Annotated in this window: 21 protein-coding genes and 1 other RNA gene; 5 read left to right on the top strand and 17 right to left on the bottom strand. The window is 52.5% G+C overall.

Translation table 11 applies throughout. The features are described 5' to 3' along the window. Positions 1–22: 22 nt before the first annotated feature. From rimK to QLH52_RS07020, 9 genes are all read right to left on the bottom strand, one after another. Positions 23–913: a 30S ribosomal protein S6--L-glutamate ligase gene (rimK, locus tag QLH52_RS06980; RefSeq protein WP_033157488.1), complete on the bottom strand. Its 891-nt coding sequence runs from the start codon at positions 911–913 to the stop codon at positions 23–25. An 18-nt stretch (positions 914–931) separates the two neighbouring features. Beyond that, positions 932–1606, bottom strand: a complete 675-nt coding sequence (mtnC, locus tag QLH52_RS06985; RefSeq protein WP_319961043.1) for an acireductone synthase — start codon at positions 1604–1606, stop codon at positions 932–934. Further along, positions 1603–2160, bottom strand: a complete 558-nt coding sequence (locus QLH52_RS06990) for a 1,2-dihydroxy-3-keto-5-methylthiopentene dioxygenase (RefSeq protein ID WP_205451830.1) — start codon at positions 2158–2160, stop codon at positions 1603–1605. The genes mtnC and QLH52_RS06990 overlap by 4 nt, the downstream gene beginning before the upstream one ends. Continuing rightward, positions 2157–2783 (bottom strand): methylthioribulose 1-phosphate dehydratase, encoded by a 627-nt coding sequence (locus tag QLH52_RS06995; protein ID WP_319961044.1) that lies wholly within the window; start codon positions 2781–2783, stop codon positions 2157–2159. The genes QLH52_RS06990 and QLH52_RS06995 overlap by 4 nt, the downstream gene beginning before the upstream one ends. A 33-nt stretch (positions 2784–2816) precedes the next feature. Beyond that, positions 2817–3166, bottom strand: an RNA gene (gene rnpB, locus QLH52_RS07000) — RNase P RNA component class A. 612 nt (positions 3167–3778) lie between these two features. Then, positions 3779–4258: a hypothetical protein gene (locus tag QLH52_RS07005; RefSeq protein WP_319961045.1), complete on the bottom strand. Its 480-nt coding sequence runs from the start codon at positions 4256–4258 to the stop codon at positions 3779–3781. Between the two features lie 21 nt (positions 4259–4279). After that, positions 4280–4933: a hypothetical protein gene (locus tag QLH52_RS07010; RefSeq protein ID WP_319961046.1), complete on the bottom strand. Its 654-nt coding sequence runs from the start codon at positions 4931–4933 to the stop codon at positions 4280–4282. Between the two features lie 92 nt (positions 4934–5025). Further along, entirely contained in the window at positions 5026–5472 is a 447-nt protein-coding gene (locus QLH52_RS07015) for an NfeD family protein (RefSeq protein WP_319961047.1), read from the bottom strand. A 2-nt stretch (positions 5473–5474) separates the two neighbouring features. Further along, the gene (locus tag QLH52_RS07020) at positions 5475–6395 is read right to left on the bottom strand and encodes an SPFH domain-containing protein (RefSeq protein ID WP_192392570.1); all 921 of its coding nucleotides are present in this window, start codon (positions 6393–6395) and stop codon (positions 5475–5477) included. A gap of 101 nt (positions 6396–6496) precedes the next feature. Between QLH52_RS07020 and QLH52_RS07025 the strand changes: the two genes are divergently transcribed. Beyond that, a complete protein-coding gene (locus QLH52_RS07025) occupies positions 6497–6760 on the top strand; it encodes a hypothetical protein (RefSeq protein WP_033158303.1) in 264 nt (87 codons plus the stop codon). A 109-nt stretch (positions 6761–6869) separates the two neighbouring features. Here QLH52_RS07025 and QLH52_RS07030 read toward each other — a convergent pair whose 3' ends face one another. From QLH52_RS07030 to QLH52_RS07040, 3 genes are read right to left on the bottom strand one after another with little or no spacing between them, the layout of a single operon-like run. Further along, positions 6870–8822, bottom strand: a complete 1953-nt coding sequence (locus QLH52_RS07030; protein ID WP_319961048.1) for a transglutaminase TgpA family protein — start codon at positions 8820–8822, stop codon at positions 6870–6872. Between the two features lie 2 nt (positions 8823–8824). After that, positions 8825–9775, bottom strand: a complete 951-nt coding sequence (locus QLH52_RS07035; RefSeq protein ID WP_319961049.1) for a DUF58 domain-containing protein — start codon at positions 9773–9775, stop codon at positions 8825–8827. Continuing rightward, complete coding sequence (locus tag QLH52_RS07040) at positions 9772–10677, bottom strand: AAA family ATPase (protein WP_319961050.1); 906 nt, start codon at positions 10675–10677, stop codon at positions 9772–9774. Before QLH52_RS07040 ends, QLH52_RS07035 begins: the two co-directional genes overlap by 4 nt. Before the next feature lie 146 nt (positions 10678–10823). Here QLH52_RS07040 and QLH52_RS07045 point away from each other — a divergent pair, with 146 nt between their 5' ends. The 4 genes from QLH52_RS07045 (at position 10824) to mltB (ending at position 14667) form a co-directional block, all read left to right on the top strand. Continuing rightward, positions 10824–11165: a TraR/DksA family transcriptional regulator gene (locus QLH52_RS07045; protein WP_020483882.1), complete on the top strand. Its 342-nt coding sequence runs from the start codon at positions 10824–10826 to the stop codon at positions 11163–11165. Between the two features lie 116 nt (positions 11166–11281). Beyond that, positions 11282–12319 (top strand): type IV pilus twitching motility protein PilT, encoded by a 1038-nt coding sequence (locus QLH52_RS07050; protein ID WP_101053853.1) that lies wholly within the window; start codon positions 11282–11284, stop codon positions 12317–12319. 15 nt (positions 12320–12334) lie between these two features. After that, the gene (locus tag QLH52_RS07055) at positions 12335–13468 is read left to right on the top strand and encodes a PilT/PilU family type 4a pilus ATPase (protein ID WP_171696916.1); all 1134 of its coding nucleotides are present in this window, start codon (positions 12335–12337) and stop codon (positions 13466–13468) included. A gap of 17 nt (positions 13469–13485) precedes the next feature. Further along, positions 13486–14667, top strand: coding sequence for a lytic murein transglycosylase B (gene mltB / locus QLH52_RS07060; protein WP_319961051.1), 1182 nt, complete (start codon positions 13486–13488; stop codon positions 14665–14667). Positions 14668–15167: 500 nt separating this feature from the next. Here the strand turns inward: mltB and QLH52_RS07065 are convergent, their stop codons facing one another. From QLH52_RS07065 to polA, 5 genes are all read right to left on the bottom strand, one after another. Then, the gene (locus tag QLH52_RS07065) at positions 15168–15722 is read right to left on the bottom strand and encodes a hypothetical protein (RefSeq protein WP_129871319.1); all 555 of its coding nucleotides are present in this window, start codon (positions 15720–15722) and stop codon (positions 15168–15170) included. Positions 15723–15937: 215 nt separating this feature from the next. Further along, positions 15938–16474, bottom strand: a complete 537-nt coding sequence (locus QLH52_RS07070; protein WP_033158295.1) for an REP-associated tyrosine transposase — start codon at positions 16472–16474, stop codon at positions 15938–15940. An 89-nt stretch (positions 16475–16563) separates the two neighbouring features. Continuing rightward, positions 16564–16974, bottom strand: coding sequence for a hypothetical protein (locus QLH52_RS07075; RefSeq protein WP_165385903.1), 411 nt, complete (start codon positions 16972–16974; stop codon positions 16564–16566). Continuing rightward, complete coding sequence (locus tag QLH52_RS07080) at positions 16952–17848, bottom strand: MBL fold metallo-hydrolase (RefSeq protein WP_319961053.1); 897 nt, start codon at positions 17846–17848, stop codon at positions 16952–16954. Before QLH52_RS07080 ends, QLH52_RS07075 begins: the two co-directional genes overlap by 23 nt. 22 nt (positions 17849–17870) lie before the next feature. After that, positions 17871–20648, bottom strand: coding sequence for a DNA polymerase I (polA, locus tag QLH52_RS07085; protein ID WP_319961054.1), 2778 nt, complete (start codon positions 20646–20648; stop codon positions 17871–17873). Positions 20649–20827 lie beyond the last annotated feature (179 nt).

Here is a 20827-nt window from a genome sequence, read left to right on the forward strand (position 1 = left end):
TTGACTAAATCCGGGTTACCGATTACCCGGATTTATTTTTCCCGACATGCTTTTCAATATATTCAATCATCAAGCCGGCAATATCCTTGTCGCTGGTTTTTTCTATGCCTTCCAAACCAGGCGAGGAATTGACTTCCATCACCAGCGGTCCGCGTTTGGAACGCAGCAAATCCACGCCGCAGACGTTGAGCCCCATGATTTTCGCGGCGCGCACTGCCGCCGAGCGCTCCTGCGGGGTCAATCGGACCAGCGTGGCCGTGCCGCCACGATGCAGATTGGAACGAAATTCACCTTCACGGCCCTGGCGTTTCATTGCCGCGACCACTTTGTCGCCGATAACAAAGCAGCGAATATCACTACCCGCCGCTTCCTGAATGAACTCCTGCACCATGATGTTGGCGTTTAGACCCATGAACGCCTGAATCACACTATGCGCGGCGTTATGGGTTTCGGCCAGCACGACGCCTATGCCTTGCGAACCTTCCACCAGTTTGATCACCAGCGGCGCGCCGCCGACTTCGGCGATTAGATCTTCGATATTGTCCGGATTATGGGCAAACGCGGTAATGGGCAAATCGATACCCTTGCGAGCCAGCAACTGGCTGGACGCCAGTTTGTCGCGGGAGCGGCTGATCGATGCGGAATTGTTGAGGACGAAGGTGTTCATCACCTCGAATTGCCTAAGCACCGCCGTGCCGTAAAAGGTGATAGACGCACCGATGCGGGGAATGACCGCGTCGTAACCCACCAGATTTTCACCCATGTAATGAATGGACGGCTTCATGGAAGTGATGTTCATATAACAGTGAGTCGGGTCCAATACCCTGGCCTCATGGCCGCGAGCGGCGGCGGCCTCCAGCAGCCGGACGCTGGAATACAGCGTCGCGTCGCGCGACAGGATCGCTATTTTCATAGGTAAACAGTGCCAGGTTTACAGATGAATGCCATCAAAATCGCTGACTTGCACATGTTCAGTGTCGGAGTCGGGATTCTGGTCGCGCACCAGCCAGCAAGTGGCGAAGCCGGCCTGGCGGGCGGCGTCCAATTCGTCCTTAATATCCGACAAAAACAGGATTTGTTCTGCCGGCAAGCCAAGCTCGGCGGCAATTCGCTCATACGACGTTGCCTCTTTCTTGCCACCGATGTGTGTATCGAAATAACCGGAAAATAAAGGGGTAAGATCGCCGAAGTCGCTGTACCCGAACAACAGCTTTTGCGCCTGCACCGAGCCGGAGGAATAGACATACAGCTTGTAGCCCAGGCCAAACCAGTTTCTCAAGTTGCGCACAGCGTCTTCATAGACATGGCCGGTGAAATCGCCATTGCGATAGCCTTCCAGCCAGATCAAGCCCTGCAAGGATTTTAACGGCGTAATCTTTTGATCGGTGTCTATCCAGTGGATGAGCTGTGCAATCAGTGCATCGTCATCCAGTTCACCGCCGGCTAACTGGTTGGCATCGGCCAATAATAGCTTGATCTCGGCTTGCTCTTGATGGCGGCTCACAAAATCCGGCAAGCGGGCGCGGGCGTACGGAAACAACACATCTTTGACGAACGACAATGACGATGTGGTTCCCTCAATGTCGGTAACGATAGCCTTGATCATAAGCTGGCGACGTATTGGTCCAGCGTCGGAAAACTTTCTGCAATCGGATTGCCGGTAAACTCCGCTACCCAACCGTCTTCGGTGGTGAACAAGCGTATGCATTTAAACGCCGGATTTTCCCCCATATCGAACCAATGCGTGGTATTGGCCGGCACGCTGATCAGATCGCCTTGCTCGCACAACACGGCATAAACTTGATCGCCGACGTGCAGATAAAACAGCCCTTTGCCTTCCACGAAGAAGCGTACTTCAAAATCGCTGTGGGTATGCTCGGCTAAAAACTTCTGCCGCAAGGCATCTTTATTGGGATGATCGGCGTTCAGGCTGATGACGTCCACCGATTGAAAGCCATATTCTTGTTTGAGTTTGTCTATCGAGCTTTGATAGGCCTTTAGTACCGCATCGGCATCATCCGTCTGCGAAAATTCGCAATCGGCCTGCCAGCGCTCGAACTGTACGCCTATGCCTTGCAGCTGCTCGGCGATGGCTGCAAAGTCGAGAAACGTATGGCCTTGGTGCGGTTTATCGGCAGGGTAAAGGGTTAATGCGCTCATAATCGTGTTACTCCATGTAGGCGAATTTCAACGTCGAATAAAAATTCCAGGGCTTCCAGGTGGCGCAAGGCATCATCTACCGATGCGCCCCAAGTATAAAAACCGTGGCCGGCAATAATATAGCCGTAAACGTCGTGCGTGTGATGGTCCAGGTAATTGTCCACCTTGTCGGCCAACCGGGGAATGTCCTGATCGTTAGCAAAAATCGGGATGGAAATGCGGGTCTCATGGGTATTGATGCCGGCAAACGCCTTGAGCAGTTCGTAATCTTTCAGCACGATCTCATGCTTGAACAAGCGCGCCGTCAAAGTGGCGTTGATCGAATGGGGATGCAGCACCGCCTGGACGTCGGGAAAACGTTGGTACAGTGAAGTATGCAATAGTGTTTCTGCTGAGGGCTTCTTGCCGTCCAGGGAATTGCCTTTGCTGTCGATCAACATGATGTCATCGGTTTGCAAGCGGCCTTTATGGCGGCCGGATACGGTAATCGCGATATTGCCGTCGCTGAGTTTGGCGGAAAAATTGCCGCTGGTGGCGGGCACCCAGCCCTTGCCGTCGATGAAGCGGCCGGCGGCAATCAACTGATCTGCCTTGCGGAAAAATTCGTCGGTTTTTGCTGTCATGGAGTATTTTGCGGATTGCAAAAGAAAAAGAAGAGAAAGAGTTGGCCTGTAAGCCGGGTTCTGTCTTGAACAGCCATTCATCTAGGCGTCAGATCACTCTGACGCTCAAGCAATCTACCCAGGAGCAGCGCGGGCCACGCCAATGCTCCTCTATTTGATCTTGCTCCGGGTGGGGTTTACCCTGCCACACCTGTTACCAGTTGCGCGGTGCGCTCTTACCGCACCATTTCACCCTTACCGGGTTCCGAAGAACCAGGCGGTATAATTTCTGCGGCACTTTCCGTAGGCTCACGCCTCCCAGGCATTACCTGGCACCCTGCCCTATGGAGCCCGGACTTTCCTCCCTTTTATTTGCATAAAACGGCGACTGTTCGGCCAACTCTGTTGTGGATTATACAGGCAAAGCCGGGAAATAGGAGTAATTGCACACTTTAGCTACTCAGAGAGGAATCAGACGGGATGCGATGGATTCGGCAGCCGTAAAAATCGAGTATTGGAGATCGAGAAAGTTTGCTTGATGGGTGATCTCATCTTACCCGAATGTAGGAGTGCTCTAAAGGCTGGAGCTTCCGGCCAATTTGATCCGTAGAACATGTATAACCCACTGACTACAACTTGGCTCAAATCCAACTAAATAATGGTTGGATCCATAGTCTAAATGCGTAACAAGCTTCAAATCACTGGACGGGGGTTTCTCCCGTATGCCGCGCCGAGTACCGGAGCTTTCGGCGGGATTAGCCCGCAGGGGCGACGCATGGATGCGGCGCGTTGACGAAGGGGCAGGAAGCCCCTTTCGTCAACCCTCGCCGAAAGCGAGGAACGCAGGGAACAAGCGGCATCCGGGCCGCCTTTTCTTTGGATACTTTCTTTTGGCGGAGCAAAAGAAAGTATCTCGCCTTCGGGTGCGAGAACCCGATTAAATTAAGCCGTCGCGGTAGCGACACGCATTATTTTGCAAAATATCAAATCCACATGGGCAAAAAATACCCGGCGAGCTATAGGCTATCTGTCCATGGCAATATCTTCTCGTCTTTCGTTTTGTATTGCCAAGTAATAGGTGTATTAGGAAAATACTTCTTTAAAAAGGGCCGTACGTTTGGGCTACCATAATAGGTTAAGCTCCTATCATGATTCCATGACCCTATTGGCTCATAGAACTTAAAATGCACCGAAGCGTTAACGTTAGTGAAAGCCAACACGTCAATAGCCTCTACATTTTCAACCGAAAAAGAAACCCAAGTTTTTAAAGAACTAATAATATTTCCGTTCGTGCTCTCCAAATATATATTAATATTTACCAACATTATTTTTTGAGTTTGAATATTTATAGCCATAGCTGATTGAGTAGGCCCAACCACAACTTCAGTTGCGTTGAATCCGCTCAAAATATCTAAGCGCCTTTTTCTTGCCAACAACGTTGTAACAGTTAACCAAGCAATCAACAAAACGAAAAAAAATTCAAACAAATTAATCATTAGCTTCTTAAGGTTTTAAGGTTAATTAAAGTCATATCGGTTTTCCATAAAATCCATTAACTCACATACAACATTCTCAACGCAATCCATAGATATTTTGAGAAAATCATATGAAACATTAATCTGCGATGAACTCAAATCGAGGCCAACGGCCTTCAGTCCCCTGATCTCCTTTGCCTTATCCTCTGGCATAGAGGATAGGTTAGCGTTAGCATGAACGATACAGTTACGAACTTTATTAAGTTTGTTTAACTCATCCCTACTTGAATCTGATATTTGGAAATCGAACTCCAGCACATGCTTCATGTATTTATTAAACTTTGAAACGAGGGATTTCCCATTAAGGTCTCTGAGATTTAATGCCTTTGATTCCTTAGATTGAGCATAAGAAAGTAACTGAGTTATTGAGTTTTCAAAAAGCGTATAAATTGAAACAACCAGCGGCAACCTAATCAATTTAGGAAACTCCTCTTCAGCAATATCGTAAATGTATCTGTATTCGTAATATTCAGAATATTCGTATTTCTTTAACTCTTCATCCAAATACGCATTACAAACGGCCTTGATCCCAAACTCCAATTGGCTGATATATTCCTGCATCACGAGAAGCTCTACCTTGATCTCAATACCTGGATATCCAATATCCATATTCAAAAAGCCATTCGGTGAGCTCATGTTGTTACGAACGCATACCAAGTAATTACATAACTTTTCATTTATTTACCTCAAAACTTGCTTGTTTGACATAAATATGTACAGTAAAAAATTCACTCACAAACCTCCACCTCAAACACCGTCCCCTTAACCGCCACTACCTTAACCTTAGCCCCAAGCGGACTATCCTCCCCATGCACCTTCCAAACCGTATCGTCGGCCTTAATCTTGCCCTGACCATTCTCGATAGGCGCGATCAGAAAAAAGGTGCGTCCAATGTACTGCGCACCGCGTTGATTTAATAAGGGATGATCGGTGGCATCCACGGCGCGGGTGCGGGCGTATTTACGCCAGCCCAATACCGACAACACCGCCAGTAAGGAAAACATCAATAACTGCACGTTGAACGGCGTGGCCGGCACTAACAGCACTACCGCGCCGACGATGAACGCCGACACCGCCAGCCAGAGAAAAAAGAAGCCGGTAACGACAATTTCCAGGGCTAAAAAGCCGACCGCCAGCACCCACCAGTACCAAAACACGATATCTTGCTCCAACATGATCAGGCCTTTTTGTTTAAGGCTTCTTTAGCCAGTTCGCCGATGCCGCCCAGCGCGCCGATGACGCTGGAGGCTTCCAGCGGCATGAAGATCAGTTTGCTGTTGTTGGCCGAGGCGACGTCTTTTAAAGACTCGATATATTTTTGCGCGACGAAGTAATTGATGGCTTGTACATCGCCTTTGGAAATGGCTTCCGACACCATCATCGTGGCGCGGGCTTCCGCTTCTGCCAGACGTTCGCGGGCTTCGGCGTCGCGGAATGCGGCTTCTTTGCGGCCTTCCGCATCCAAAATCGCACCTTGTTTCAAACCTTCGGCTTTCAGAATTTCCGCTTGCCGCAAGCCTTCGGCTTCCAGAATCTGTGCGCGTTTTTCCCGCTCGGCTTTCATTTGCCGGGCCATGGAATCTACCAAGTCCTTGGGCGGGGCGATGTCTTTGATTTCGATACGGGTGACTTTAATCCCCCAAGGCGAGGTGGCTTCGTCGACCACGTTCAGCAGGCGAGCGTTGATTTCATCGCGGCGCGATAACAGTTCGTCCAGGTCCATGGAACCCATTACGGTACGGATATTGGTCATCACCAGGTTGATCACCGCTACGTCCAGGAAATTGACTTCATACGCCGCTTTGGCAGCATCCATGATCTGGTAAAAAATCACCCCATCCACCCGCACCATGGCGTTGTCTTTGGTAATGACCTCTTGCGACGGCACGTCCAGTACCTGTTCCATCATATTCAACTTGCGACCGATGCGGTCGATGATCGGCATGATGATATTTAAGCCAGGCGTCAAAGTCGCGGTATATTTACCGAAGCGTTCGACGGTGTATTCCATGCCTTGCGGAACAGATTTGACGCTCATGAACACCATCAAAACCGCAAATACCAACAACATTATTGCGAATAAACCAAAGCCGCCCATAGCGCCTCCTAAATTATGAAAATGAATTGTGTATTGCCAACGGTCACGCGGCTAATAATAATGTATGTCTCTTTAACTTGCTGGAAACAGGGTTCCGATTCATGAATACTTTGATCTACTACAGTTTTAACGTGATGATTTTGGCGGCGATTATATTGGTCGTCGGTCTGATTAAACCGAAGTGGATATTGTTGTGGATGGATAAACCCGGCCGCCTGCCTATCATCGCGATTGCCGGTGCCATATTCATGGCCGGCGCGGTGATGTTCGGCGAAGGCAACAAACAAAAACAACAGGAACAAGCTGCGGCCGCGGCCAAGAATCCAGCCCTAAAAGGGGCTGAAGAAGTGCCGGATTTACATTAGTTAGTCAAATGAGTTCGCGCTGCAAATTTCGCTTTTTTGCCCCCCTCTCTCCACTGCCCTTGATGCCGATGGTGTAGTTATGCCGAAATTTGCGGTGGGAATGGTTTGGTTAAACCCTAAAGCTCGCGACCAATTTTTTTAGAATCCGCAAATCGCTGCCTTGGAAGTCGGCTTGGTAGCGTAAGCGAATATAAATCGCGGTGATCCGCTCAATGGCTTCGGCCAAATCCGGGCGCAGTTTTTTGGCGCGTTCCGCAACGGTTTTCGGGCCGTCGCCAATTTCAACTCTTAAGCCGGCTTTACCCAACTTGGCGCAAAACTGCCGGTACAACACTAGGGCAGGGTCTTGGCGGCGCAGGTTGGGCCGCAGCAAGCGCCAAGCCAATACCCCGCCGATACCGGCGACGCTAATCAACAGCCAGTAGCCAAGCTTGACGAAATTATCGACGCCTAAGCTCTGTAAAAACGCTCTCTGATTGACCGTGTCGTAATTGATGATCCAGCGTTGCCAGTTGTAATCGACGCTTTGCCAGAGTTGCCGGCCGCGTTGCAGCCAGGACAAGGTCTTGGCGTCGAGTTGGATCGGGCTGAAATTCACCGCGCCGCTGGCAATTTGTAGATCCACATTCACCCCGCGTTCGATGCGTTCCGGAGCAATGGCGGCAGTCGGATCGAATCTGACCCAACCGCGCCCGTCCAACCACGCTTCCGCCCAGGCATGCGCGTCGGCCTGCCTGATCTCCAGAAAGCCGCCGACGTCGTTGATCTGTCCGCCCTGATAACCGCCGACCACCCGGGCCGGAATCTCCGCCACCCGCAGCAAATACACGAAGGCCGTGGCGTAATGGCTGCAAAAGCCTGCGCGGCGCTCGAACAAAAAGGTCTCTATGGGTTTATCCGGCATCGCCTCCGGACTAAGGGTGTAATGAAAATCTTCCTGGCGGAAATGTTGTAACAAATTACCGATGAACAATTCGGGCTGTGCTGGCTGTCCTTGTAACTGCTTAACCAGTTCGACCACTCTGTCCGATGGTTTGCCAGGTAGTTGCAGGTTTTCCCGGCGCTCGAATTTGCTGATACCGCCGGTGTTATAAACAGGCGACGAGCTGAGTCGATACTCGGCGCGGTCGCCGGGGTTTTTGTTAGTGATTAATTGGTATAAACCGTTGCGGCGTAACCCGCCGCCAAACTCGGTGGGCATCTCGAGTGCAAAAACCCAATTCTGTTTTTGCGGTTCCATCATTAAGGTGTAATCGTAAGTCGCGCCAGTAAAAACTGGTTGATCCGGATTATTCTCCCGGCCTAACACCGGCGGTGCTCGCCAACTTGTGCCATCGGTATTAGCATACACCGGTCCGCGCCAATAGCGCTGGGATGGCGGCGGCAGATCCCCATCGAATTTGACCCGGAAAACCAGTTCCGGCGACAGACTTAATTCGGCAATCGAGCCGGGTTCCAAGGTATTGCTCAGACCACTCTTGGCGCGGGTATCGTCGTCCAGCCAACTCCAATGCGGTGCTTCCAGGCGCGGAAACAACACAAACAAAACCAAGGCCAGCGGCAAACTTTGCAGAATAATCGTCGCCGACGTTCTTAAGGCCGCCATAGTTTGCGGCGTGTGGCTGTTTTGCGTAATCAAAGTAGCCAGCAATACCCCGCACACCAGCAGGATATACACCGCCATCAAGATACTTTCTTCGTACAAAAACTGCGTCACGGCAACGATGAAAGTCAGATAAACGATCACATACACATCGCGCCTGCCGTGTATTTCCAGCAACTTCAAACCCAAGGCCACGACGAACAAACTGGTACCGGCATCCCGGCCAAATACCGAGTGTTGCTGACTGTAAAGCAAGCCAATACCTGTCAACATCAACAAAAAGACGACAACCCGGTTCGGTAAATAATGAGGTCGCCAGATGCCGAGCAAGCGCCAAAGCAGCAGTAGCGTAAAAAAACCGAACAATAGCGGCGGGATATGCCAGGCATGCGGCAACGTGATTAGCCCTATCGAACCCAGCATAAACAACATCAAGCGCGTGGAAGGCAGAAACGGCATGCTCAAAACAGCGCCAAGGCTTGCAGACAGTTACGATAATGCGCGGCGCCGTTGTCCGGCGGCAGACGCAAGCCAGGCAGCAGCAAGCCGTAGCGTAACCCGGTCTGTTCGGCGTCCACCAGCCAACGGCATAGCTGACTGAGGCGCTCTTCGGTGTGATGGCCCGGTGCCTGTTGATAATCCAGCCACAACTCGCTGGAACTGGCACCGCTGTAGTATTTGCTGTGCACACCCTGGCCTTTGGCGAAAGCTTTCCAATGAATTTGCCGAATAGCATCGCCGCGCTGATAGACTCTTACGCCATCAAACTCATCGCCGCTACGGCGGTTTTGACCTGGTCTATCCTGACCGCCGTCGCTGTCCGGAAACGGCAGTTGCTGACTGGCCGGCTTGGGATACACCAGCAAAGGACTATCGAAACGCAAGGGCGCCCAAGCCCGAAACAAGCCCAGAGGGTAGGTGCTGGAAAGGGTTAGGGTGCCAGGCAGCTGCCAACCGCGCTGCCGGGTGGGTTGATACAGTGTGACGGTTTGGCTTTGCTCGGCGGCTAAGCTGATAGACAGCTCGGATTGCAAAGTCAGATCGACAGCAAAACGCGGCTGTGAACCCGGATTGCTGATCTGGAAACTAAACGGTCCGGCTTGGCCAGCAAACACTGCTTGCTGGCGGGCGGGTTGGATTGTTAATCCCGCCAAGGCTTTGAAGCTGTGCAGGATGGTCACAAAAAAAACGCTGGCCAGCAAAAACCCCAGTAAATAAGCCAGATTGTTGTTGTAGACAAAGCCGATCAGTACCTGCAACAAAATCAACAACACAAAAGCGAGACCGCGTTGCGTCGGCAAAATAAACACCCGCCGCTGGGTCAGCACAATCGGCCCGGCGGTTGGAGCCTCGCCGCTAAAAAAGCGCGACAGGTTAAGGCGCTGTTTTAAAGATAAGGCCGCTTCGTTCAAAGTACCGGCACATGCTTGAGAATAGGGGCGACGATGGCCGCCGAGTCGTTGGCGCCCACGTTCAAACGATGCCCGGCCACCGCCGGCAATACCGCTTGCAAGTCTTCCGGCAGCACGGCCTTGCGCTTATCGATCAGCGCCCACGCCTTGGCGGCGGCCAGCAAACCCAGGCCCGCGCGCGGTGAGAGACCGGCGGCAAAGTCCGTGGATTGGCGGCTGAAGGCCAGAATGGCTTGCAGATAATCCAGCAAGGCCGGCGACACATGCACCTGATCCGCCTCCTGTTGCAAGTCCGTTAATTGCGCGGGCAGTAACGCGACTGGCAATTCGTCGATCAATACATGCCGGGGCTGGCCACTCAGCAACTCGCGTTCGGCCTGCCGGCTGGGATAACCCAGTTCAATGCGCATCAAAAACCGGTCTACTTGCGATTCCGGCAATGGGAAAGTGCCGATTTGATGGGCCGGATTTTGGGTGGCTATGACGAAAAACGGTTGCGGTAAGGGATAGGTACGGCCTTCGACCGTCACCTGCCGTTCTTCCATCGCTTCCAACAAGGCACTTTGCGCCTTGGGTGTGGCCCGGTTGATTTCGTCGGCCAGGATCATTTGTTTGAAAATCGGCCCCGGATGAAAACTGAATAGCTGCTGATGGGCATCGAATACCGAGGACCCGACGATGTCGGCCGGCAAAATATCGCTGGTGAATTGAATCCGCTGATATTCCAGACCAAACAAGCGCGCCAACGTGTGAGACAGCGTAGTTTTGCCGACACCGGGAATATCCTCGATCAGCAAATGTCCCCTGGCTAACAGACAACAAACCGCCAGGCGAATTTGTTGATGTTTACCGAGAATGACTTGATTGGCAGCGGCGAGTAAGCGATCGAGAGCAATGTCCATTGTGCAAAAGGCAAGAAAGGTCAATGACTCGAGTATAGATCAGCTTGGTTGCACCTGCTATCGGCTTCATTGTATAAACCAGGGATTGACTATCCGGCCGGCAGAAGCCGGTTATTAAACCATGCAGCCTTGCTGCGGAGAGTGCCATGAAAGACTATGCAGATGTACGCGACCAATTATTGAATATGCTGGAAGACCTGGACGACAGACTGGGAAAAATCACCGAAGACGTCAGACACACCGACAAACCGCTGGCCCAGGACTTTTCCGAACAGGCCGTCGAAACCGAAAATGACGAGGTATTGGACGCACTGGGCAACGCCACGCGCGACGAAGTCGAAAAAATTAAACAAGCCATTTCCCGTATCGATGCCGGCACCTACGGCATTTGCCTGAGCTGCGGCGAACCCATTAAAAAGGAACGCTTGGCTGCGGTGCCCTACGCTAATCAATGCATTCGCTGCGCCGAAAAAAGCCAGCACCGCTAAGCCGATATACCTCTCGCCGGCATAAGGATTGATGCCATGGACGAATAAGCCGGCCGGTTTTGAATTGTGTACTATCCTTGCCGACGATCATTCCTTTTATTGCCGGGACATAAATCATGGATATCGCCGAACTATTGACCTTTTCCGTCAAAAACAAAGCCTCCGACTTGCATCTTTCCGCCGGCTTACCGCCGATGATCCGGGTGGACGGCGATATCCGCCGCATCAATATCCCGTCCTTGAATCACAAGGAAGTCCACGCGCTGATTTACGACATCATGAACGACAAGCAGCGCCGCGATTACGAAGAATTTCTGGAAACCGACTTTTCTTTCGCGTTGCCCGGCGTGGCGCGCTTCCGGGTGAATGCCTTCAATCAGGATAGAGGCGCCGGCGCGGTATTCCGGACCATTCCGTCCAAGGTTTTGACCCTGGAAGACCTGGACGCGCCGAAATTTTTCGCGGAACTGTGTACCAAGCCGCGCGGCCTGATTCTGGTGACCGGTCCGACCGGTTCCGGTAAATCCACCACGCTGGCGGCGATGGTGAATCACATTAATACCAACGATTACGCACATATCCTGACCGTCGAAGACCCTATCGAGTTTGTCCACGAAAGCCAGAAATGCTTGATCAACCAGCGCGAAGTACATCGCGATACCTTAGGTTTCAACGAAGCCTTGCGCTCGGCATTACGGGAAGACCCGGACATCATTCTGGTGGGTGAGATGCGGGATTTGGAAACCATCCGCCTGGCATTGACCGCCGCGGAAACCGGGCACTTGGTATTCGGCACGCTGCATACCACATCCGCAGCGAAAACCATAGACCGGATTATCGACGTATTCCCCGCCGCCGAAAAAGACATGATCAGGGCCATGCTGTCCGAATCCTTGCAGGCGGTTATCTCGCAAACGCTATTGAAAAAAGTCGGCGGCGGCCGAATCGCCGCGCACGAAATCATGGTCGGCACTCCGGCGATTCGCAACCTGATCCGCGAAGCCAAGGTGGCGCAAATGTATTCCGCGATCCAAACCGGCCGCAAAGACGGCATGCAGACCCTGGATCAAAACCTGAAGGAATTGGTCGACAAAGGCTTGATTACTGCGAAAGGCGCGATGGTTAAGGCCGTCAACAAAGATATGTTCCGTTAATTTTAAGGAGGCATCATGGACTTTAAAGCCCTGTTGGCCCTGATGGTGGAAAAGAAAGCGTCGGACTTATTCATCACCGCCGGCCGGCCGCCGTCGATGAAAGTCAACGGCAAGGTCGTCGAAGTGTCCAAAACCGTTTTAACTAGCGAACAGACCATGATGCTGGTGCTCAGCATTATGTCGCAACGCCAACGCGACGAGTTTGAAAACACTCACGAATGCCAGTTTGCCTTAAGCGCCCACAGTTTGGGCCGGTTCCGGGTCAGCGCCTTCACCCAACGCGACTCGGCTGGCATGGTGTTACGCCGTATCGAAACCACCATCCCCAGCGCCGAGGAATTGCACCTGCCGCCGGTGTTGAAAGAACTGATCATGTACAAGCGCGGTCTGGTGATGTTTGTCGGTGCCACCGGCACCGGTAAATCCACCTCGCTGGCGGCCTTGATTCGGCACCGCAATGAAAACAGTAGCGGCCACATCATTTCCATTGAAGACCCTATCGAGTTTATCCATCCGCACAAGGGCTGCATCATTACCCAGCGCGAAGTGGGCCTGGATACCGAATCGTTCGAAGTGGCTTTAAAAAACACCCTGCGGCAAGCGCCGGATGTGATTCTGATCGGTGAGGTCAGAAGCCGGGAAACCATGCAACATGCCATCACCTTCGCGGAAACCGGCCATTTGTGCGTTTGCACCTTGCACGCCAATAACGCCAACCAGGCCATCGACCGTATCCTGCATTTTTTCCCGGAAGAAATGCACAGCCAGCTGTTCATGGATTTGTCTTTGAACCTGCGCGGCATCGTCGCCCAACAATTAATTCAACGCGCCGACGGCAAGGGCCGCTACCCGGCTATTGAGATTTTGCTGAATACCCCGCTGGCATCAGACATGATCCGCAAGGGAGAGGTGCATAAACTAAAAGAGTTGATGAAAAGCTCCCGCGAGCATGGCATGCAGACTTTCGACCAAGCGCTTTACGATCTGTATACGGCGGGTAAAATTGGTTACGATGACGCCTTGCACGCTGCCGACTCCCGCAACGAGGTGCGCCTGATGATTAAACTGGGGGCCGAGAACGTCAACTTCGAAACCGCCGGCATGACCCTGGCCGAAAATGACGACGAGGGAGGCAGTCTTTTTAAATAGCCCTGGATATAACTCGCTTGTATACATTTAGTACTAGTAAAGTCTCGCTACAAAGTGCCGGTTCGGCACTGTTAATTGCACTGTTGGTCGGTTGTGCCTCGCAGCCGCCGGCCGGTGATAAAGCCAATAATCGCGTCCGCACACCCACCCAACAAACAGCACCCAACCAGTCGCGCCAAGCCACCCCGGATTTGCGGCCGTTCGCCAGCGTCGGCGGCTATCACGCTACAGCCGTCACCGGTGATTACGCCGGCTATCCGGCTTTGAACCAGTTCATCGAACAGATGGTGCAAAAGCACGGCTTTAACCGCGAATATCTGCAAGGCCTGTTCTCGCAAGCCAAACGCAAGCAATGGACGCTGGATTATCTGGCCAAATCCGATCAGGGCATGAAAGGCAAACCCAGCAAAGGCGGCTGGACCCGCTACCGCGCGCAATTTCTGGACGACCGGCATATCAACGCCGGCATCAGCTTCTGGCAACAGCATCATATGGCCCTGCAACGCGCCAGCCAGCAATACGGCGTACCTGCCGAATACATCCTGGGCATTATGGCGGTGGAAACCACCTTCGGCAGCTTCGTCGGCAACCATAGAATCATCGACGCCCTGACGACATTGGGTTTTGATTACCAGCGGCGCGGCGAATATTTCCGCAGCGAGCTGGAAAATTTTCTGGTGATGAGCCGCAGTGAAGGCCTGGACCCCGGCAAACCGGTCGGCTCGTTCGCCGGCGCGATGGGCCTGGGCCAATTCATGCCCGGCAGTTTTCTGCAATGGGCGGTGGACTTTAACGGCGACGGCCGCCGCGACCTGTGGAACCCGGAAGACGTAATCGGCAGCGTGGCCAATTATTTTGCTCAGCACGGCTGGCAGCCAGGGCAACCCATCGTCTCGGCTACACGCGGCAGTTTCAGCGGCATAGACAGCCTGGAACCCGGCGCTGACCATGCTTATTCTTTGGATACCTTGGTTAAAGCAGGTGTGGAACCGGCTGACACATGTGCTTGCGATTATCCGTTGCGGCTGTTGTTGCTCAGGCATCAAAGCAAAGACGAATACTTGCTGGGACATCCTAACTTTTATGCGATTACCCGCTACAACCAGAGCACGCACTATGCGATGGCGGTGCATGAGTTGGCGTTGGCGATTAAGAGGGGGTATCAGAGGGTGGCTGTTAATCGGTCTGATGCTGGGTAGGATTTTTGTGTCGCTGGCGCGACGGCTTGATTTAATGTCGGTTCTTGGACCGACAACCGAGATACTTTTCTTTGCTTGTCCAAAGAAAAGTATCCAAAAGAAAAGACACCCGGATGCCGCTTTGATCCTCCGCTCCTCGCTTTTGAACGGGGTTGCCGAAAGGGGCTTCCTGCCCCTTCGGCAACGCGATGCATCCCTGCATCGCCCCTGCGGGCTATTCCGCTCAAAAGCTCCGGTGCTCGGCGCGGCATACGGGAACAAAACCATCCCGATTTCACGATACCCCGTAGGTACGATTAGCGGAGCGTAATCGTACGCAAGACTCACATCCCCCCGATTACGCTTCGCTAATCGGGGCTACGATGCTATAGATAAGTGTCAATCCTTTAGTCTCCATCGGGTAAAACCAGCTGGATTTAATGAGTTGGCCTTTTTGGTCATCGGTTACCGTTGTCATAGTTTTCCGCTGTTTGTATGTAAGTTAAAATTTAAAGTAAGCTTCATGGTTCCATGTATTTTCTAAGGCCCTGTAAATCATCGGGTATATTGGATACATTGGTGCCACATTCATCTTGATTGTTTTCACCGCAAAGCAATTGTTTTAGATTGCTATATTTACTCATTTTTTTTTCAAAAAATTGAAAAAAAATAGAGTCTTGAATAGTAATATTAATGAATTTATCTTTATAGGCGATAAAAACACGCCAAGGTACACTTACACTTTCCTTTGCCCGCTCAAGCTTTTTTGAGGCATCAAATGGAAGCGATAAAAATACATCCACCAGTTCATTCAACTGCTCTGCTGTCATCTGTGCATAGCGGTCTTCGGATTCACTACCAAAATCAGTTTTGTTGCGGTGAAAATGGACTTTGCCATCGGGATATATTTTGATAACGGAAGTAGGAACGCCGCCCCAGGTATGCGTCAACTCGAAAACAGGCTCGGGATTAGTTTCTGCCAAGCTGTTTTGGCATGACAATAAGGTGAAACAGAAGGCTGCAAGGCGCAATAACCAACAGGCATTGCGCTGTATTTTCAAACTATTCAAAATCATATAAAACTCCATCAATTACCGTTATCACGCGCAATAGGGGCCAGGTCTTGCATTAACGCATTATTATTTTTCATGCGGATAATCTCCAGGTTTTATCATTTGCCGCATTGCCAACGGCGGAGGCGTTGACTCCTGTCCATCCGTTGAGCCGATCAACGGTATTATCTCGTTCCCACGCGCCGCGTGGGAATGCAAACCAGCCGCGCTGCGGTCAGCTAAAACCAATCCCGATAAACCGGCAACAATCCATCCTGCCCCGCATAATTCCGGGCACTCGAATACCGCCAATGCTCCGGTAAATCGACATAGCCGCGTTTGACCGGATTCAGGTGGATATAGTCTAATTTCTGCCGCAAGACGTCGGGGTTGTCGATCAACTGCGGATGACTACCTTCTTCCCACAACTGATAATCCCGGTCGGTTTTATGAGCCTTGCGAAACCAGTTCAATTGCTTCAATAAGCGCTCGGCGTTAATGGCTTGCAAATAATCGATCAGCTGGCGCGCGGTGTATAATTTGAAGTGGGCCAATTGATGGGATAAATCGTCAACTTGTACCAGCAAATGCAAGTGATTTTCCAAAATGACGTAGCCGTAAATTCGCCAATTGTGCTGCTGTTGACGGTAAATCAAGGCGTCCAGCACGATTTGCACGGTAGCCGGGCGCGTGAATAACGGTATCCAGTTAAGTACGGTACAGGTTATGAAATGCGGCTGCTGGGATTGGAGAATGCGGTAACGACTGCGGCCCATGGGTTTGACCTCGTTTGCTTGCTTTGTCGTATGTTACCGCTGGCGCGGATAGTCTGCGTTCCCACGCGGCGCGTGGGAACGAGGAAATACTAAATAACATCCAAAGCGAGGTACGGTTTTCTCCCGTATACCGCGCCGAGCACCGCAGCTTTTGAACGGAGCAGCCCGTAGGGGCGATGCATGGATGCATCGCGTTGCCGAAGGGGCAGGAAGCCTCTTTCGGCGACCCCGTTCAAAAGCGAGGAGCACAGGGAATAAGCGGCATCCGGGTGGCCTTTTCTTTGGATACTTTCTTTTGGCGAAGCACAAATTCGCCGGGAGCGAATTTGAACAGCCGTCAGGCTGGCCCGAAGGGCAAAAACCAGGGATGGTTTTCGTAGCGAAAGTATCTCGGCTGTCGGGCCGAGACCCGACTTACAAATAACCCGTCGCGCCAGCGACACAAAAAAACCAAACTCCAGCAAAATCAGGCTTAACTTATTCGGACTGACCAGAGTCATCCAACAACTCAAACTCCTCCCCCTCCCGAGCCAAACAAACCGAAACCTCACCAGCCTGCAACAGCGATGCAAAAATCGCCTCCAAATCCGCATCACTCCGCGTCGGCTCATGATGCGTCAAAAATAACTGTTTAGCGCCCGCCTGCGCCGCGAAATTCATCGCCGAACGATAAGTGCCGTGGCCCCAACCATGCCGGTTGGCGTATTCGGCGTCGGTGTAGGAACTGTCCATAATCAACGCATCGACCCCGGCCATCGCCGCAATCACTTCTTCGTGCTTTTGTTCTATTAATTCCTGCATGGCCGGGTAGCCGGGATGATCGGGCTGATAAGGATTAAGCTGTGGCTCGTAATCGCCGGTAAAAAATAAGGAGCTGCCGTCGGCGTCATCCAGACGATAGCCAAAGTTGTAAACCGGATGATTCAGTACCGTCGGCGTCACCCGTACGCTACCCACGGTAATCGGCGCGCCGGCTTTCAGTGTGAAATAACGCACCTCGGCCTTTAACTGCGCTTCGCTGATCGGGAAGTAACTGTGCTGCAACTGCACATGCATCGCCCGCTCGATGCCTTGATGCGTCAAAGGTTCCAGGCCGCCGTAGATGTTGATGATATTGCCGGGCTTGAACATCGGCAGGAAAAACGGCAAGCCCTGGATATGATCCCAATGGGTATGGGTAATCAGGATATGCGCGGTCAAGGTTTGTTGGGACAGGCTTTGCGCCAGCGCATGGATGCCGGTACCGGCATCCAAAATGATTAAATCGCCAGCGCTACTGGTCACTTCGATACAAGTGGTGTTACCGCCGTATTTGACGGTGCTCGGTCCCGGCGTAGCGATTGAACCACGCACGCCCCAAAATTTGAATTTCATGGCCTGACAGCCTCTGTAGCACTCAATGCGCTTCGTCCCAGTTCTCGCCGCTGCCTGCCTCCACTAATAGAGGCACGTGCAGTTCAGCAGCGCCGGACATGATGCCGCGAATGGTTTCCATATGTTCGTTCAAGCGCGCTTCGGCTACTTCGAATACCAGTTCATCATGTACTTGCATGATCATTTTAACGTCCGGATTATCCGTGCTTATCCAGGCATCGCAAGCCAGCATCGCCCGTTTGATGATGTCGGCAGCGGTGCCTTGCATCGGCGCATTGATGGCGGTGCGCTCGGCATATTGGCGCATCGCGGCGTTGCGGGAGTTAATCTCCGGCAAATACAAACGCCGGCCGAAGATAGTTTCCACGTAGCCTTGCTGTTTGGCCAGTTCCCGGGTGTTGTCCATATATTGCTTCACGCCGGGATAACGGCTGAAGTACAGATCGATATACGCCTGGGCCTGGTTGCGCGGCAAGCCCAATTGCTGGGCCAGTCCAAACGCCGACATGCCGTAAATCAAACCAAAATTGATGGCCTTGGCCGAACGGCGCAAATCGTGAGTCACCTGATCCAGTTCCACTTCGAATACTTCCGCCGCCGTCGCGCGATGCACGTCCACACCTTGCGAAAACGCCGCCAGCAGGCCGGCATCGCCGGACAAATGGGCCATGATCCGCAGTTCGATCTGCGAATAGTCGGCCGCGACAATCTTATAGCCGGGTGGGGCGATAAAAGCCTGCCGAATCTTGCGGCCTTCTTCACTGCGAATCGGGATGTTTTGCAGATTGGGGTCGGATGAGGACAAGCGCCCGGTCGCGGCTACCGCTTGATGATAAGAGGTATGCACCCGGCCGGTGCGATCATTGATCTGCTGCGGCAATTTGTCGGTATACGTGGATTTGAGCTTGCTCATGCTGCGAAAATCCAGAATCAGCTTGGGCAAAGCGTAATCCACGGCCAGTTCCTGCAACACCGATTCATCGGTAGACGGCTGGCCTTTCGGGGTTTTCTTCAGCACAGGCAGGTTCAAGCGGTCGTACAAGATTTCCTGAATCTGCTTGGGTGAACCGAGATTGAACGCCGATCCGGCTAGATCGTGTGCTTGCTGTTCGATGCCTATCATCCGGTTCGCCAGCTCCAGGCTTTGTTGGGCCAGCATCGCGCTGTCGATCAACACGCCGTTTTCTTCGATGCGCGCCAATACGCTAATCAGTGGCACTTCGATCTCGTTATACAACTCCCACAAACGAGGGTGTTGTTGCAATTGCGCGGACAGGGTTTGATGCAGGCGCAAGGTGATGTCGGCATCCTCGGCGGCATATTCGCTGGCTTGCTCGATAGCCACTTCGGCGAAGCCGATCTGCTTGGCGCCCTTGCCGGCCACATCTTCGAAATGAATGGTATCCACCCCCAGGTAATGCTTGGCCAGATCGTCCATATTGTGTTTGGTCGCGGTGCTGTTCAGCACGTACGATTCCAGCATGGTGTCGTGTTGAATGCCGCGTAGTGCGATGCCGTGGTTGACCAACACATGGCTGTCGTATTTCAGGTTTTGGCCCAGCTTGGCTTTTTTTGGATCTTCGAGTAAGGGCTTCAAGGCATCCAAGACGCTTTGCCGGTCAAGTTGGGCCGGTACGCCGGGATAATCGTGCGCCACCGGCAGATAAGCGGCCTGCCCGGCGTCTACCGCAAACGACACGCCGACGATTTGCGCGTCGCTGTAATTCAGGCTGGTGGTTTCGGTGTCAAAGGCAAACAGCTCGGCTTGCCGGAGTTTTTCCAGCCAGGTATCGAAATCGGTTTGGGTGAGGATGGTTTGGTAGTTTCTGGTAAGCGCGGCCTTCGGCTCATTCTCCTCCGCGGGTAAAGGCTGAAATGAGGGGGGGCTACTTTGATTTCCCCTCACCCCTCCCTCTCCCGCTGGAGAGGGGGTTGAACCGTCGCCGTTCAAAGTTTTTAGCCAGCTGCTGAAACCCAAATGGCCCAACTGATTTTTCAGCGCGGCGATGTCCGGCTCCTTGCGTTTCAAATCGTCCAGACTGTAATGCAAGGCCACGTCGCACTTAATGGTGGTCAGTTCGCGGGACAAGGGCAGTTGGCCCAAGGCTTCGCGCAAGTTATCGCCGATTTTGCCCTTGATCTCGTCGGCGCGGGCGATCAGATTATCCAGCGTTTCGTACTCCTGCAACCATTTTGCGGCGGTTTTTGGCCCAACTTTCGGCACGCCGGGAATGTTATCCACCGCATCGCCCATCAGCGCCAGATAATCGATGATTTGCTCCGGCTTTACGCCGAATTTGTCCTGCACACCCTGAATATCCATGCGGGTGTTGGTCATGGTGTTTTCCAGCGTGATTTGCTCGTTGACCAGCTGCGCCATGTCCTTGTCGCCGGTGGAAATAATAACCTCAAAACCTTGCCGCGCGGCGTTTTGCGCCAGACTGCCCAGCACGTCGTCGGCTTCCACGCCGTGTTCGATAATCAGCGGCAAACCCAAGGACCGGATCAAGTCGTGCAAGGGCGCAATCTGCACCCGCAAATCGTCGGGCATCGGTGGCCGATGCGCTTTGTATTGATCGTACAAATCATGTCTGAAAGTCTTGCCTGGCGCGTCGAACACCACGGTAATATAGGGCGTGTTGTAGTCATTGATCAGCTTGCGCAGCATATTGGACACGCCGTAAACAGCGTTAGTCGGTTCGCCCTGGGCATTGGTCAACGGTGGTACGGCGTGAAAGGCGCGAAATAGAAACGACGAGCCGTCGACCAGGATCAATTTGTTGGGAGAGGAATCGGACATGTAAAGTCAACAAGCAAGAATTAGGGTTCCCGCAACGATACAGGGCCACGCTGATGGCTGCAAGTGCGTTATTACCAGTTGGCGCCGGGATGCTTGACTGCTAGGCCGGCTATCGACGATGTTGCATCACACCGTTTGAAAACCGCTTTCTTCGTGAGTTCAGCCATGGCATTACCGCA

This window comes from Methylomonas defluvii, assembly GCF_033949435.1.
Lineage (GTDB): Bacteria > Pseudomonadota > Gammaproteobacteria > Methylococcales > Methylomonadaceae > Methylomonas > Methylomonas defluvii.